Source organism: Streptomyces sp. NPDC031265, assembly GCF_055570295.1.
The window spans coordinates 732,045-748,258 of sequence record NZ_JBVIHM010000001.1; the positions used below are offsets into that span (position 1 = coordinate 732,045).

Genomic DNA, 16,214 nt, shown 5'->3' on the forward strand with positions numbered 1-16,214 from the left:
GGGTGCGCCAGGGGATCGCATACTGGTCCCATGGCAGCGGGCAAACCGTCGATGCAGGAGCTCATCCGGCGGCGCAGACGGGCCGGGTTCGTCGGACGGCGGGGCGAACTCGCCCTGTTCCGGGAGAACTTCGACACCCCGGTCGACGACGAACGGCACCGGTTCGTCTTCCACGTCCACGGCGCCGCCGGGGTCGGCAAGACGTCGCTCGTGCGCGAGCTGGAGCACACCGCGCGCGAGCGCGGCGCGGCGACGGCCTACGCGGACGAGGCCGTCAACAGCGTCCCCGAGACGCTCGCCGCGATCTGCGCGCACTTCGCCCGCCAGGGCCACCCGCTCAAGGCCCTGGAGCGCCTCCTGGCCACCTACCGCCAGCGGCGGTACGAGGCGGAGTCCACGCCGTCGGTACCCCCTCCGCCCCCGTCACCGGCTCCACCGCCACCCCCGCCGGGGCTGCGACTGGCCGCCCAGGCCGGATTGGTCGGCCTCGGAATGGTGCCGGGGGCAGGGGTCCTCGCGGGCGGCCTCGACGCGAATCAACTCGCCCTGGGCGCGGACCGGATGCGGGCGGCCCTGAGTGCCCGGTTCGGCAAACAGGAGGACGTCCAGCTGGTCCTGGACCCGGTGAAGGTCCTCACCCCGGTCCTGGTGACGGAGCTGGTGCGGATCGCCGACGACGTGCCGTGGACCGTGCTCTTCTTCGACACGTACGAACGCACCTCGCCGTTCCTCGACACCTGGCTGCGCGACCTGCTCACCACCGAGCGGTACGGGGCGCTGCCCGCCCAGGTCGTGGTGGTCCTCGCGGGCCAGCGCCGCCTGGACCCCGGCTGTTGGGCGGACTACGCGGACTTGGTGACGGAGCTGCCACTGGAGCTGTTCACCGAGACCGAGGCCCGCCAACTGCTCGCCGCCAAGGGCGTGGTGGACGAGGAGGTCGTCCGCGACGTGCTGCGGCTCTCCGGCCGGCTGCCCGTCCTGGTGTCCACGCTCGCGGAGAACCCCGGCGACGCCCGCGCCCCCGGCGCCACCGCCGTCGACCGCTTCCTGAAGTGGGAGAGCGACCCGGTGCGGCGCGCGGCCGCACTCGCCTGCGCGCTGCCCCGGCACATCGACGAGGACGTGTTCCGGGCGGCGGTCGACGAGGACGCGGCGGGCCTGTACGGCTGGCTTCGGTCGCTGCCGTTCGTGAGCGACCACGGCGGCCGTGCTCAATACCACGCGGTGGTGCGCACGGCCATGCTCGGCGTCCAGCGCACCGGCTCGCCGCAGCGCTGGAGCGCCTGCCACCAGCGGCTCGCCGAGGCGATCGGGGCGCGCCGTGAGGCCGCCGCGGAGCCCCTTCCCGCGCATCGCTTGTGGAGGGGCGAGCGGTGGCGCGAGCTGCGCCAGGAGGAGTCGTACCACCTGCTGTGCGCCCGGCCGGGGGCCGCGCTCGCCCAGATGCTGCGCGACGGCGTCGACGCCTGCGACGCCGGGCCCGCCGTCGCCCGCCGCTGGGCCACGACCCTGGCCGAGGCGGGCGAGGACGCCGACGACGAACCGCTGCGCCGCTGGGGCGCGGACTGTCTGGCCGCGCTGGCCGACGAACAGGCTGGCGTGGAAAAGGTGCTGGCGCTCCTCCTGTCCAGGGGCGGGCTGAGCGCCGAGGGCCGCGCGGGCGCCCATGTCGTACGGGCCCGGGAGCTGCGCCACGAGGGCAACCACGCGCAGGCGCTGGCCGAGCTGGACCAGGCGATCGCGCTCGACCCGGGGCGGGTGCGGGCGTACTACAGCCGCAGCGTGGTGCGCAGCGCGCTCGACGGCGCCGCGGCGGCGCTCGCCGACCTCGACCGGGCCTGCGAACTGGCCCCGGACGACGCGTACTACCTCGGCTACCGGGGCGACATGTACCGCCGGCTCGGCCGCTTCGAGGAGGCGCTGGCGGACCTGGACCGCGCGATCCTCCTCGACCCGGGCGACGCCTGGGCCCCCGCCAGCCGCGGCCAGACCCGTCACCAGATGGGCCTCCTGGAGGGCGCCCTGGCGGACCTGGACCGGGCCCTGGAGCTGAACCAGGACTATGAGTGGGCGCTGGTCCGCCGCGCCCAGGTGCGACGCGGCCTCGCGGACACGACGGGCGCGCTGGCCGACCTGGAGCGCGCCGAGCGGCTGTCGGCGGACCCTGCGTGGGTGGTCGGCGAGCGCGGCGACCTGCTGCGCTCGGCGGGCCGCCACGAGGAGGCGGTGGCGGAGTACAGCCGCGCCTTCGCCCTGGACAGCGGGTACGCGTGGGCGCTGGGCAGCCGCGCCCAGTCCCTGGAGGCGCTGGGCCGCCACGAGGAGGCGCTCGCGGACTACGGCAGGGCGCTGGCCCTGGAGCCCGCGTACACCTGGGCCCTGATCATGCGGGCCCGCCTGCGCTCGGAACTGGCCGACCCCGAGGGCGCGCTGGAGGACCTGGACAGGGCGCTGGCCGCGACTCCGGACGATGTGTACGCGCTGACGTGGCGGGGCCGGGTGCGGCGGCGGCTGTGGCGGGTGGAGGGGGCGCGGGCGGACCTGGACCGCGCGGTGCTCCTCCACGATTCCAGCCCGTCGCCGCTGGTGGAACGGGCGTTCCTGATGGCGGACCTGGGGGATGTGGAGACCGAACTCGCCGACCTGGACCGGGCGGTGGCCCTGTCCGGGGCGGAGGACGGGGGTGTACGGGCGGTACGGGGGGAGGCGTACCGGCGGGCCGGGCTCTTCGAAGAAGCGCTGGCGGACTACGCGGCGGCGGCCGAGGAGGACCCCCGGGACGCGGTGCCGGTGGCGGGCCGGGGTCACGTGCTGCGGGCGCTGGGGCGGCACGAGGAGGCGTACGCGTGCCTGACGCGGGCGGTCGCGCTCGACCCCGGCCAGGGCGCGCTGCACGTGGCGGTGGCGGCGGCGCTGCTGTCGCTTTCGCGCGAGGGGGAGGCGCTGGAGGCACTCGACCGGGCGCTGGAACTGGACCCGGAGATCGGCTGGGCGTACGGGCGCCGGGCGAGGGTGTGCCTGGTGGGGGGCGGCGCGGCACTCCCGTTCCTGGACCACTGCTTGCAGCTGCTGGACGGCGGCCGGGTCTTGTCCGGTGCCGCCCTTTCGGCCTCGCACCGGGCGCGGGGGAACTTCGGCCCGGCGGCGGAGGTGGCGTCCACGCTGCCGGGCGAGGAGGGCGCCTTCCACCGCGCGATGGCGGCGAGCCGCCGGGGCTGTTCGTCCAACGCCTGGCAGGGCGACGGCCTGGTGGCGTCGTGCGCCCGGGGGGACTGGTCCCGGGCGGACGAGCTGCTGGCGGCTCGGCGCGACTTGTCGTGGGAGGAGGCGGCGGCGGAGGCGGAGGGGTTGGAGGAGCTGGGGTTGTGCGGCGCGGGGCCGGGGGAGGCGCTGTCGCTCCGGCGGGGGCGGGCATGGACGCGCCTGGAGGGATGCCCCCCACCCCGCCCCTCCCCGTAATCCCTCGCCGGGCGGCCGGGGGTGGGCTGAGGTGGCTTTCCCGGGGGCTACGCCCCCGGACCCCGTTGCGGGGCCTGCGGCCCCTGCGCCCCGGATCCCGGCACGGGGGTGGGTGGGGTTACCTGGGCTTCGCCCCCGGTCCCCGTTCGTCTGCGCGACCAGCCTTCACCGGGCCCGCAGACGAACACCGGGCCGAGTAGGGGCGCGAGCAACCACAGCCGCCCCGCAGACGAACAGGGGGCCGGCCCCTGCGCCCCGCACCGGGGCCTGGGGGCGGAGCCCTCAGTAGCCCGCCTCCGCCCCGGGGGACAAAAACCGTTCAAAGGGTGACGCGCCCCATACCCCGCGCGGTCTTATTCGCCCGCACCCAATCAATTACAGTGCTGCGCCATGAGCGCAGCAGCCACCGGACCCACCACGTCCATATGGGGCCGCACCGAGCAGCAGGACTTCCGCAGCCGAGTCCGCGGCAGTCTCCTCGGCGGCGCGATCGGTGACGCGCTCGGCGCACCCGCCGGCCCCCTCACCCTCGAAGCGATCCGCACCCGGTACGGGCCGGAGGGCGTCAGCGGCCCGTACGACGGCGAGGCGGCCGGTGCCCGTATCACCGCCGCGACCCAGCTCACCCTCTTCACCGTCGACGGCCTCATCCGCGCCCAGGTCCGCCGCGACACCGGCGCCTGGCACCCGCCGACGGACGTCCACCGGGCGTACCTCCGCTGGGGCGCCACCCAGCGCGACTGGGGGCCGGACGAGCGGCGCAAGGACAACGGGTGGCTCGCCAGGGAGGAGTGGCTGTACAGCAGACGCGACCCGGCCCGCGCGTGTCTGCTCGGGCTCGCGGACGAGGTCATGGGCACCCTCGACCGGCCCAAGAACCCCGACGCCCGCGACCCCGCCGCCCTCACCCGCTCCGGCCCCTTCGGCCTGCTCGTCGGCTGGGAGCCGCAGCTCGTGCTCCAGCTCGCCGTGGAGTGCGCGGCCCAGACACACGGCGACCCCGCCGCGTACCTCTCGGCCGGCGCCTTCGCCGTGATCGTGCACGGCCTCGCCCGGGGCGAGGCGCTGGACGCGGCCGTCCAGCGCACCCTCGCCCTGCTCGCCCAGCGCCCCGGCCACGAGCCCGTCACGGACGCCCTCCAGCACGCCCTCGGCGCCGTACGCCAGGGCATGCCCAGCCCCGGCCTCGTCGCCTCGCTCGGCGAGGGGCACCTCGCCCAGGAAGCGCTCGCCATCGCCGTGTACTGCGCCCTGGTCGGCGAGGACATCCGCCACGGCCTGCTGCTCGCCGTCAACCACGACGGCCCCTCCGGCGCCACCGGCACCCTCTGCGGCACGCTCCTGGGCGCCCTGCACGGCGAAACCGCCCTCCCGCCCGGCTGGCTCGCCGAGCTGGAAGGCCGCTCCACGGTCCTGGAACTGGCCGACGACTTCGCCATGGAAATGACCCAGGGCCCGGCCCTGCACGGCCCAGCGGTCAACGCCCCGGGCTGGCTGGCCCGTTACCCCCGGTCCTAGCCCCGCGGAGCCCCGTCAGAGTTCCCTCACCGTCGGCTCGCCCGGCTGCGCCGGAACCGTCGCCGCCGCCGGCGCCGAACCCGGGCCGTCGTCATCGGAGTTGATCCGCGCCAGCAGCGCGTCCCGCTCCGGTGTGTCCTCCGGCTTGATCAGGCCGATCACGGTGTAGAGGACGAGTGAGATCGCCAGCGGCACCGACACCTGGTACTGGAGCGCCACGCCCGTACGGTCCGAGCCGTCCAGGTTGTAGTTGACGAGGAAGAACGCCACCAGACCCGCCGCCCAGCTGGTGAGCGCCGCCGTCGGCCCGGACTTGCGGAACGTACGCAGCATGCCCAGCATGAACGGGATCGCGATCGGCCCCATCAGACCGGCCACCCACTTGATGACCACCGTGATGATGTCCTTGAACGCGGGGGAGTTGATCTGTGTGGCGAGGGCCATCGACAGCGCCAGGAAGGAAACCGTGGACAGCCGCGCGGCGAGCAGCCCGCCTCGTGGGCTCCAGGAACGGGCGGCCTTCGAAAGAACCGGCGCGATGTCCCGGGTGAAGACGGCCGAGATGGCGTTGGCGTCCGAGGAGCACATCGCCATCGTGTGGGAGAAGAAGCCGACGATGACCAGGCCGAGCAGACCGTGCGGCAGCAGGCTCTCGGTCATCAGGGCGTACGAGTCGGAGGCGTCCGGCTTCTTGGCGTGCACCAGGAGCGGCGCGCACCACATGGGGAAGAACAGGACCAGGGGCCAGACCAGCCACAGCGCGGCGGAGAGCCGGGCCGAGCGGGTCGCGGAGCGGGCCGAGTCGGTGGCCATGTAGCGCTGGGCCTGGTTCCACATCCCGCCGGAATACTCGAACGTCTTGATGAATAGGTAGGCGAGGAGGAATGTCACCGTGTACGGGCCCGCCGTCGGGTGGGTGTGTGCGTCCGGGAGCTTGTCCCAGACGGTCCACAGGGTGCTGAAGCCGCTGAGCTTCGACATCACGGCGATCAGCATCGCGACGCCCGCGCAGAGCTGGATGACGAACTGGCCGAGCTCCGTGAGGGCGTCGGCCCACAGGCCGCCGACCGTGCAGTAGATGCCGGTGATGACGCCCGTGATGAGGATGCCCTGATTGATGGACATACCCGTGAAGACGGAGAGCAGGGTCGCGATGGCCGCCCACTTGGCGCCGACGTCGACGATCTTCAGGAGCATTCCGGACCAGGCGAGAGCCTGCTGGGTCGGGATGTTGTAGCGGTTCTTGAGGTATTCGAGCGGCGAGGCGACGTGCAGCCTGGAACGCAGCCGGTTGAGCCGGGGTGCGAACAGGGAGGATCCGATGGCGATGCCGACGGCGATGGGGAAGGACCAGGTCACGTAGGAGGTGACTCCATAGGTGTACGCGATCCCCGCATACCCCGTGAACATCACCGCGCTGTACCCGGACATGTGGTGTGAGATGCCCGAGAGCCACCACGGCATCCTGCCGCCGGCCGTGAAGAAGTCGGCGACGTCGTCGACCCGCTTGTGGGACCAGACGCCGATCGCGACCATCACGCCGAAGTAGCCGATGAGTACGGCCCAGTCGAGACTGTTCATAGCCCCCTCCGAGGGGTCCGCCTTGTGAACATCGAGGTGTCTGCCGGTGCTCTTCGTCAGCGCGTCCGGCTCAGCGGGCCCCGTGCGGGAGCGGGGACTTCCGGGGATTGAACCGCCTGTTCGGAGGGCTGGTCAAGGCCTGTGACGGTCATAGATGTGAACGCAGATCACAAAGTGGAACGATTTTGCCTTCGCTTTATGGAACGGAGTGTTGTCGCACCCGTGACCCGGACCACACCATGAACGAGCACTTCGTCAGACGCGTACATACGTGAACGGCCGCCCGGGATGCGGGTCCCGTGCGGCCGAGAGGGTGAGGTGGGTCCGGACGGTTGGCGCGACAGCCCGGCTAGCGCATGATCTCCCCGGCGTTCACCAGCAGCGACTGGCCGGTGATCGCCTTCGCCCGGTCCGAGGCCAGGAAGGCCACGGCCTCCGCCACGTCCGCGTCGGTCGCCAGCTCCGGCAGCGCCATGCGCTCGGTCAGGCGCGCGAGCACCTCGGCCTCGGGGACCTGCTCGGTGTGCGCGGTGAACTGGACGTACGCCTGCACCGGCGGGCCCCACATCCACCCCGGCAGGACCGTGTTCACCCGGATCCGGTGCGGCCCGAACTCCCGGGCCATGGAGTACATCGCCGAAGTCAGCGCACCCTTCGACGCCGCGTACGCCGCCTGGCGCACCTGGGACGGCGCGGCGATGGCCGACTGCGTGCCGATGACGACCACCGAGCCGCCGTGCCCCTTGAGCGCGGGCAGGCACGCCCGGGTCATCCGCAGCGTGCCGAGCAGATTGACGTCGAGCACGCCCTGCCAGGTGGCGAGGTCGGCGTCCTCGATGCCGCCGAAGTAGCTGTCCCAGGCGGCGACATGGACCACCGCGTCGATCCGCCCGAACCGCTCCACCGCCAGCGCGGCCAGCGCCTCGCACTCCTCCTCGGCGGTGATGTCGGTCGGCCGGTACGCGGTGTGCGCACCCTCGGGGTCGATCTCGTGGGCCGCCTTGAGGAGGTTCTCCTCGGTGCGCGCCCCGAGTACCGCGTTGCCCCCGTCCCGTACGACGGTCGCGGCCACCTGGTGCCCGAGCCCGGAGCCGACGCCGGACACGACGACCGTCTTCCCGTTCAGCAGCATCTGGGCGCCTCCCGGCTCTGGCAGTTCTTCTGACGGGGCGTCAGAGTAGGGCGGTCCGCAGCAGGAGGGAAGGGGAGCGTCGTGAGCGAGGAGACGAGAAGCGGGACGTACGCGGAGCTGGCGGCCCTCGGGCCGTACGGGGTGCACCCCGGTCACGCCCTGATCACCATGGTGGAGCCGCACCCGGGCCATGAGTACGCGTACAACCGCTGGTACGAGGACGACCACTACTACGCCGGGGCCATGGCCATGCCCTGGATGTTCGCGGGGCGGCGCTGGGTGGCCACCCGCGGGCTCCAGGAGCTGCGCTACCCGGAGAAGTCCGCGATCGCCCAGCCGGTGACCGCCGGGTGCTACCTCTCCACGTACTGGATCACCGAGGGCCGCTACGACGACCACATGAAGTGGACCGTCGGCATCAACCGGCGGCTCAACCGGGACGGCCGCGTCTACCAGGACCGTACGCACGTCTTCACCGCCTTCCAGGACCACGAGGCGACCGTCTACCGCGACGGGGCGGCGGGCCCGCGCGACTACCACGCGCTCGACCACCCGTACGCGGGCCTGGTGCTCCAGGTGATCGACGCGGAAGGGCCCGATCAGCGGAGAGAGTTGGTGGAGTGGCTGCGGTCGCGGCATCTGCCGCGCCGGCTCGCGGGCGGGCCTGCCGCGCTGGTGACGGTCTTCCGGCCGACCCCGCTGCCCGGCGACCGGATGACGTACGTCAAGCAGGTCGAGGGGGTCGACACCCGCCTCACGCTGCTGTGGTTCCTGGAGCGGGACCCGGGCGAGGTGTGGCAGGAGCACTTCGCGGACCTGGAGGCGGTGGTGGCCGGATCGGGGCTCGGGCGGGTCGAGCTGGCCGCGCCCTTCATCCCCACGGTGCCCGGCACCGACCGCCATGTCGACCGGCTGCGCCGCTGAGCGGGTGTGCCCGGACAGCAACCAGCCCCCTCGGCCAGGACGGCGGACCAGTCGAGAGGGCCTTGCTCACTTCGCGGTGGAGCGATGCCGGTGAAGGTCAGACTCCACGCGGGGAGGTGCGGTTGACGTCATGGAGGAAGGCCGACCACGTCTCGGGGGCGAAGTCGAGCTTCCCGTGGAGCGGGTTCTTGGAGTCGCGGACGGAGACGGTCGAGCGATCCGCCGCCTTGATCTCCACGCAGTCGCCGTTCACGGCGGAGTACGAGGACTTGGTCCAGTCCGTCAGTGCAGGCTGCTGAACACGCATGATGACTCCGATGCTTGATCCGGTTGTCCGGGTGATGTGCCCGGCCGCTGAGGGCCAGCGGGTCTGCGTGTGACGCTACGCCGCAACATCACCGGCCGCAGGGGGCGTTCACCCGTCCGGATGGCATATTCCATCGGGTCCTTCTCAGTTGAGGACACCAAGGTGTAGGGTGCCCGCCCCCGAGGGCCCAGCCGTCCCTTGTGTCACTCGCTCACAGCGAGTACCCGTCCACCACGCGGTGGATGAAGTCCCGCGAGTGCTCGGCGCTGAGCGCCTTGGCCCTCAGATGCTCGTACATCACGGTGTAGCTCTGCACGTCGGCGGCCTTCTCCAGATACAGGTCGCTGGTGACGCCCTCCAGATAGACCACGCTCGCGTCCATGGCGTCGTGGAACTCCAGGATGGCGAACTTGCCGTACATCCCCGGATGCGCGCCCGCGTCGTACGGCAGGACCTGGAGCGTCACGTGCGGCTGCTCGCTCAGGTGCGCCAGGTGCAGCAACTGGTCGCGCATGATCTGCTCGTTGCCGACCACCCGGCGCAGCAGTGCCTCGTCGATGACCGCCCAGAAGCGCAGCGGGTTGGACGGGTCGGTGAGCCGGTCCTGACGTTTGAGCCGGATCTGGATCCGTTTGTCGATGTCGCTGGAGGCGGCCTCGGGCCACATGCCCTCGATGACCGCCTGCGCGTACTCCCGGGTCTGGAGCAGTCCGGGCACGATCAGCGACTCGTAGACGCGCAGGCTCGCCGCGTCCGTCTCCAGGCCGATGTAGACGCTGTACGGGATGTCGCCGAAGGCGTGCCACCAGCCCTGCTGCCGGGAGTCCTTGGCCATCTGCATCAGCGAGTCGACGATGCGGTGGTCCTCGACCTCGTACACCCCGCACAGGTCGCGAACGTCGCGCTGGCTGATGGAGCGGCGGCCGTTCTCCAGGCGGCTGATCTTCGACTGGGAGACCAGCAGGCGCTCGGCGACCTCCTCGGCCGTCATGCCCTTGAGCTCGCGCAGTCGACGGAGCTCCTGGCCCAGTCGGCGTCGCCTGACGGTGGGATTGACGTTGGACGCCACGGGAACTGCACCTCCGGCTGCGGCACTTCTGCTGTTCTTCTGCTCTTCCGTTCTGCAGACTGCCACCAATGTTCCTGGCCGCGCTGGGAAATGGCCACACACGGTGGGGTGCCGGCTACCGGGGGTACGAGCGCCGGGCCTCGCAAAACGCCCGGAAGACGCGAAGCGCGCGGGACCGGCGATGGCCGGCCCCGCGCGCCCATGATGCGGCTCCCGAACCGGGTCGTGAGGGGGACGTCGGTGCGGCGGGTGGTGCGGGGTGGTGCCGTGGTGCTCGGTGGTGCGGGCGTGCGTGGTGCCTGAGGTGGTGCGTGTGGTGGTGCCGGAGCGGGCCGCTAGTGGGCCACGGCGCGGGCCATGCTGCCGCGGTGCGGCTGCATCGGAACGCCGGGCGCCGTCGCGGTCGCACGCGTGCCCGCCGCGACGCCGCCACCGGTGCCGTTGGCGGTGCGGCGCGGCTGTGCGCCCACTCCGTTCTGGACGTCCATGACGGCATGCGCCACCAGTCCGCCCATCGGGTCGTGCCTGATCAGGTCCCGGAGCCGGGAGCGCGATGAACGCCCCTCGTTGCCCGGGTACAGGTGCTTGCCGAGTCCGACCGCGTGGGCCAGTGCGGCGAGCGCCGCGGTCCGCGGGTCCGGCGGTACGCCGGTGCGGATCGCGCTGTCCAGCCGGGCCCTGATGTCCCGGCTGATCGCCGTCTCCGTCGCTTGGTAGCGAGTCGTCGGCAACACACCGCACATCTGGCCCGCCACGGCATGCACCATGCCGCACCGCTCCAGATGAGCGAGGTAAATCTGGCGGAGCCCCAGTCGGGGCCCACCGATCCAGTGGACGGCCCGGACCGGGCTGCCGCGCCTGCGCAGCAGTTCCAGTGCGGAGTCCAGTGTCGGATCTCCTGTCGGCCGTGCCATCACCACGGCGATACGATCCCCGTCTGGGGCTATCCGTCCTGCCAGAGCCAGCTCCACTAGCTGGGCTCCGGCGAGGCCGAGGTCGAGCGACTGCGGCTGCGCTGTGGTACCCGTGGCCGGGTCCAGAGCGAGCAGCAGAAGCTCCTCCGGAATTGTTCTGCGGCTCCTGCCCATCCATGCCTCCCCGCGTGGATGAATGACAGGGTGACCCCTCTCACATTCATCTGTCGAGAGCGCCTGGGTGGTAAGTACGGGAACCAGTAGGTATGTCGTTCTCGTCTAGCACGGGGGTCAACCCCGCACACAGGACACTGGTAGATGGTTCGGACAGGTTCGGACGGCGCCCCGGGGCGCCTTGAGGAGGCATCGGTGGCGGGCGAGTCCCCCGACAGGTCGAAGCAGCAGCAGTCGTCGGGGGAGACGACTCCGAGCGAACGCGATCCCCGTGTGGCGGTGTTCGGACCGGATGACGGCCCCCGGGCCGCGTCCGGTTCCGGGCAGGAGCGCAATGGCTCCGTCAAGGGATCCGCGAACGGCGCTGCGAACGGCTCCGCGAACGGATCTGTGGCTGGTTCGGCGAAGGGTTCGGCGAACGGGTCCGTGAACGGATCTGCCGACGGCTCCGGCGCCGACCGGGCCGCGGACGGCGGCTCCGCCCCCGTGGACCAGGCGACCGCGGTCTTCCGCGCCCCCCGCCAGGAGGACCACGAGTCCCGCGACACCCGCCTGCGGGCGGCCGTGGCGGCGTGGGTGGCCACGGACGGCGACGCGGATGCGGCCGAGGACGCCGGGTCCGGTGCCGGTGCCGCGAAGGCGGACACCGCGGCCCCGGCCGCCGAGAAGCCGGGCGACACGGGCGCGGACGCGGAGTCCGCCGCCGAGGCCACGCCCGTACGGGAGAGTGTGCCCGCGCCGACGGCGGCGCCCGAGGCGGACGACGCCTCCGACGACGCCTCCGACGCCGACGAGCCCGCGGCCCAGGAGCCCGGCGACAAGGCCGCTCCCGCGTCCGACGGCGCGTCGACGCCCGAGCCGGCCGCCGAGGCGGGCAACGAGCCCACCCCGGCCCGTAAGGCCGACGCCGAGCCGGAAGCCGAGCCCGCCGCCGTGCAGGACGGCAAGCCGGACGCGAAGCCCGAGACGAAGTCGGACGCGAAGCCCGAGACGAAGTCGGACGCCAAGCCCGAGACGAAGTCGGACGCCAAGCCCGAGACGAAGTCGGAAGCGAAGCCCGAGGCCAAGCCGGAAGCCGACGCGAAGCCGGAAGCCGACGCCAAGCCCGAGCCCGCCGCCAATGCCGACGCCGACACCGGCGCCGGCGCCGACAAGGCCGCCCCCGAGGACCGGGCCGCCTCCTGGGGTGCCAAGCTCGGCGCCGGGAGCACGGGCAAGCCCGAGGCCGACAAGGCCACCGGTGTCGACCAGGCCACCGCCGTCTTCAAGGCCGTCAAGCCGCCCGTGGTGGATCAGCCGACCACCGCCATCCGGCGGCCGAGCACGGCCGAGCCGACGTCCGAGCGGGCCAGCACGTTCGTACCGCTGCGCTCCGACGACGTACGCCCGGCCGCCCCGGACGCCGAGAAGCCGAAGGCCGAGGCTCCGAAGACCGAGGCTCCGAAGGCCGTCGCGCCTGCCGCGCCGAAGCCCCCCGCCTCGCCCCGCATCTCCGTGCCGGACGCCGACGCCGCCGAGCGGACCCGGCAGCAGCCGCTGCCGCCGAAGCCGCCGCTCGACCTGCTCGCGGAGCTCACCAACACCCCGCCCCCGCCGCAGACCCCGGTCCGCACCGCGGTGCGGCGGTTCAAGATCTGGACCCCGCTGGTCATCCTGCTGCTGGTCGTGTTTGCGGTCGTACAGTTCGTACGCCCGCTCCCGGACCCCCTGCTGAAGATGACGTCGGCGCCGGAGTACACCTTCGACGGCGCCGCGCCGCAGCTGCCGTGGCCCAGCGAGGGCCAGGGCCTGATCACCGTGTCGGGCCTCGGCACGGTGGGGCGGTTCGGCGAGGAGAAGCCGGTCCCGATCGCCAGCGTGACCAAGTCGATGACCGCGTACATCATCATGCGCGACCACCCGATGAAGCCGGGCGCGAAGGGCGCCTCCGTCCCCGTCGACAAGCTCGCGGAGAAGGAGGGCGGCTACAACAAGACCGGTGACGAGTCGACCGTCGACACCATCAAGGCGGGCGAAAGCCTCAGCCAGAAGGACGCGCTCAGCGCGATCATGATCCCGTCCGCGAACAACGTGGCGCGCCTCCTCGCGCGCTGGGACGCGGGCTCCGAGGCGGCGTTCGTCAAGAAGATGAACGACACCGCGAAGCAGCTCGGGATGACGAACACCACGTACACCGACCCGTCCGGTCTGAACGCCACCACCGTCTCGACCGCCGTCGACCAGGTGAAGCTGGCCACCGAGCTGGTGAAGGACCCGGCGCTCGTCGAGATCACCCGCCAGCAGAACTGGATCGACCCGCACGGCAAGAAGTGGCCCAACTACAACAAGCTGATGCCGTACAACGGCGCGATCGGCATCAAGACCGGCTCGACCTCCAAGGCCGGCGGCAACCTGCTGTTCGCCGCGGTCAAGGAGGTCGGCGGCACCAAGCAGACGATCGTGGGCGCGGTCTTGAGCCAGCACAAGGCCCTGTCGATCCTGGACCTGGTCAACAAGGTGAGCAGGGACGTCCTGATCGCCACCCGCAAGTCGCTCACCTCGGCGACCGTCATCAAGAAGGGCGATGTCGTCGGGCACGTGGACGACGGCCTCGGCGGCACCACCCCGGTCGTCGCCACCAAGGACCTGACCATCGCGGGATGGCCCAGCCTGAATGCGGCGATCTCGCTCACTCCCAGTGACGCCAAGCTGCCGCACTCCGCGAAGGCGGGCACCGTGGTCGGCAAGCTGACCGTGGGCTCCGGCCCGGGCCAGGTCTCCGCCCCGGTCGCTCTCCAGAAGGCTCTCGCCGAGCCGGGCCTCGGGTCGAAGCTGACCCGTTTGGGCTGATCGCGGGCCGATGAGCACGAGGGCGCCCCGGTCTCCGGTGGCGCCATCGTGCTAGCTTCGGTCAACTGGAGGACGCGGGGTGGCGTCCCTATGAGCGATGGGGCGAGAGACGTCCTGAGACTGTGTGAGGCGGGAGAGCCGCAGTGACCACCGCTGAGCCGACGCCCACCCGCGCCGACGGCAGCAGCCCTTCTCGGCAGGGCGGACGAATACAGGATGAGAACAGGGACCCGGTGAGGGAAGAGAACCTGACCGGGCCCCTCGACGCGGCCCCGGTCCTGGACGAGGAACCGCTCCTGGACGAGGAGCCGGCCCTGGACGAGAAACCGGTCCGGACCGAGGAATCGGGCCCGGCTGATGCCCCGGTCAAGACCGAGGACCCGGTCAAGACCGAGGACCCGGTCAAGACCGAGGACCCGGTCAAGACCGAGGACCCGGTCAAGGCTGAGGACCCGGTCAGGGCCGAGGACCCGGTCAAGGCTGAGGACCCGGTGTCGGCCGACGACCGGAACCTGCTGTCCTGGGTGCGGGCCTTCGCGGTCCGGCACCCCGTGTACGCCGTCACGGCCGTAGCCGCGGTCGGCCACATCCTCTGGTTCTTCTTCTTCGCCAACAGCGGCGGCGACCTCGCCGCTCAGGACGCCTGGGCCGAGTTCGTCGGCCGTCACCCCGCCTCCGCGTACAACCTGGCGTGGTACGGCGGGATGCACCCCGTCTCGTACAGCGTCGTCTCGCCGTATCTGATGTCGATGCTCGGCGTCCGTTCGACGATGATGATCGCCGGGACCGTGTCGGCCGGGCTGACCACGCTGATCCTGGTGCGGGTGCGGGCCGTCCGCAATCCGCTGCCGTGCGCGTTCGCGGCCCTCTTCGCCTTCCTGTGCAACGCCATGTCCGGCCGGGTGACCTTCGGGCTCGGCACGATGTTCGCGCTCGGCGCGGTCGCGGCGGTCTTCTGCTGGCCGCACCGCTGGCGCACCGAGCGGTGGGCCAAGGGCGCGGTCGCCGCGCCGCTGGCCGGGCTCGCCACGGCGAGCAGCCCGGTCGCGGGCCTCTTCCTCGGGGTGATCGCGGCCGCGCTGTTCCTGAACGGGCGCCGCCCGGGCGCGTACGCGCTCGGCCTGCCGCCGGTCGCCATCGTGGCGCTCTCGTCCCTGCTGTTCCCCTTCTCCGGCACCCAGCCGATGTCGATCGGCTCCGTGTCGCTGCCGTTCATCTTCGCGGTGGTCGTCCTCTTCGCGGTGCCGAAGGAGTGGCGGACGGTCCGCACGGGGGCCGCGGTGTACGGGGTGGGCGTGCTGCTCACCTGGATCATCGACTCGCAGATCGGGTCCAATGTGACCCGGCTCGCGATGCTCTTCGCGGGCGTGGTCTTCCTGGCCGCCCTGCCGTACGTGGTGCCGCGCTCGCGCAAGTGGTACGCGCTGGTCATCGCCTTCGCGGGGATGAACTTCTGGATCGGCTTCAAGGCCGTCGACGACATCGTCAGCACCCTCCCGGCCGCGTCCTGGGCCCGCGAGCTCGCGCCGCTCGTGGACCAGCTCCAGGAGGTCGGCGCCGAGCGCGGGCGCGTCGAGGTCGTGCCGGCGTCCAGCCACCGCGAGGCCTCGGCGGTCGCGCCGTACGTCAACCTCGCCCGGGGCTGGAACCGCCAGGCCGACATGGAGCGCAACCCGATCTTCTACGACGACACGCTGAACTCGTCGAGCTACCGGGGCTGGCTGGGCCGCTGGGCCGTCCACTACGTGGTGCTGCCCATGGGCCCGCCGGACTCCAACGGCGCCGAGCAGGAGGCCAAGCTGATCCAGAAGGGCCAGCCGTACCTCAAGGAAGTGTGGAGCAACGCCAACTGGCGGCTGTTCGCGGTCGACGACCCGACCCCGCTCGCCGACCCGCCCGCGACGGTGCTGCGCGCGGAGGAGGGCCAGTGGACGCTGAACGTGAGCGCGCCCGGGCGGGTCCTCGTCCGCATCCCCTACTCGCCGTGGCTGAAGCTGGTCGACGAGAAGGGGAAGGGTGTGGAGCCGCCGCAGGAGACGCCGGAGTCCAAGAGCCGGGCCCATGGCACGCCCAAGACGTTCACCAACCCCAACGGTTGCCTGTGGAAGGCGCCGGAGGATGCGGCGGGGGACGAGTGGACGGAGCTTCTTGCGCCGAAGGCGGGTACGTACCGCTTGGCGGCCCCGTACAGCCTCCGCCGGGGGACGGCTTGCCCGACGGAACTCCGCCCGGAGGAGTAGCCCCGCCCCGCCCAACCCTCCGGGGGTGGGTGGGGGTTGAGGTGGGTTCCCAGGGGCTACGCCCCCG

General features: G+C 72.1%; 10 protein-coding genes. 5 read left to right on the forward strand and 5 right to left on the reverse strand.

The annotated features are described in order from the left end of the window. Positions 1 to 30: 30 nt before the first annotated feature. Positions 31 to 3,459 carry a tetratricopeptide repeat protein gene (locus tag ACZ499_RS03495; protein ID WP_468671777.1) on the forward strand — a complete coding sequence of 1,143 codons (3,429 nt, stop codon included), beginning with the start codon at positions 31 to 33 and terminating at the stop codon, positions 3,457 to 3,459. Positions 3,460 to 3,849: 390 nt separating this feature from the next. After that, positions 3,850 to 4,977, forward strand: coding sequence for an ADP-ribosylglycohydrolase family protein (locus ACZ499_RS03500; RefSeq protein WP_468671779.1), 1,128 nt, complete (start codon positions 3,850 to 3,852; stop codon positions 4,975 to 4,977). A 15-nt stretch (positions 4,978 to 4,992) separates the two neighbouring features. On the opposite strand, the gene ACZ499_RS03505 is transcribed toward ACZ499_RS03500, so the two are convergent. After that, on the reverse strand, positions 4,993 to 6,558 hold the full coding sequence (locus ACZ499_RS03505) for a sodium:solute symporter family protein (RefSeq protein ID WP_468671781.1): 1,566 nt from the start codon (positions 6,556 to 6,558) through the stop codon (positions 4,993 to 4,995). A 349-nt stretch (positions 6,559 to 6,907) separates the two neighbouring features. Then, positions 6,908 to 7,690, reverse strand: coding sequence for an SDR family oxidoreductase (locus ACZ499_RS03510; protein WP_468671783.1), 783 nt, complete (start codon positions 7,688 to 7,690; stop codon positions 6,908 to 6,910). 81 nt (positions 7,691 to 7,771) lie between these two features. Between ACZ499_RS03510 and ACZ499_RS03515 the strand changes: the two genes are divergently transcribed. Beyond that, positions 7,772 to 8,614 carry a hypothetical protein gene (locus tag ACZ499_RS03515; protein WP_468671785.1) on the forward strand — a complete coding sequence of 281 codons (843 nt, stop codon included), beginning with the start codon at positions 7,772 to 7,774 and terminating at the stop codon, positions 8,612 to 8,614. 97 nt (positions 8,615 to 8,711) lie between these two features. Here the strand turns inward: ACZ499_RS03515 and ACZ499_RS03520 are convergent, their stop codons facing one another. From ACZ499_RS03520 to ACZ499_RS03530, 3 genes are all read right to left on the reverse strand, one after another. Next, entirely contained in the window at positions 8,712 to 8,921 is a 210-nt protein-coding gene (locus ACZ499_RS03520) for a DUF397 domain-containing protein (protein WP_468671787.1), read from the reverse strand. A gap of 211 nt (positions 8,922 to 9,132) precedes the next feature. Then, positions 9,133 to 9,990, reverse strand: a complete 858-nt coding sequence (locus ACZ499_RS03525; RefSeq protein WP_358836841.1) for a helix-turn-helix domain-containing protein — start codon at positions 9,988 to 9,990, stop codon at positions 9,133 to 9,135. 335 nt (positions 9,991 to 10,325) lie between these two features. Further along, the gene (locus ACZ499_RS03530; protein WP_468671789.1) at positions 10,326 to 11,078 is read right to left on the reverse strand and encodes a GOLPH3/VPS74 family protein; all 753 of its coding nucleotides are present in this window, start codon (positions 11,076 to 11,078) and stop codon (positions 10,326 to 10,328) included. 426 nt (positions 11,079 to 11,504) lie between these two features. On the opposite strand from ACZ499_RS03530, the gene ACZ499_RS03535 reads away from it, so the two are divergent. Then, entirely contained in the window at positions 11,505 to 13,907 is a 2,403-nt protein-coding gene (locus tag ACZ499_RS03535; protein ID WP_468671791.1) for a D-alanyl-D-alanine carboxypeptidase, read from the forward strand. 491 nt (positions 13,908 to 14,398) lie between these two features. Further along, positions 14,399 to 16,147 carry an MFS transporter gene (locus ACZ499_RS03540; protein WP_468672092.1) on the forward strand — a complete coding sequence of 583 codons (1,749 nt, stop codon included), beginning with the start codon at positions 14,399 to 14,401 and terminating at the stop codon, positions 16,145 to 16,147. Positions 16,148 to 16,214: the final 67 nt, after the last annotated feature.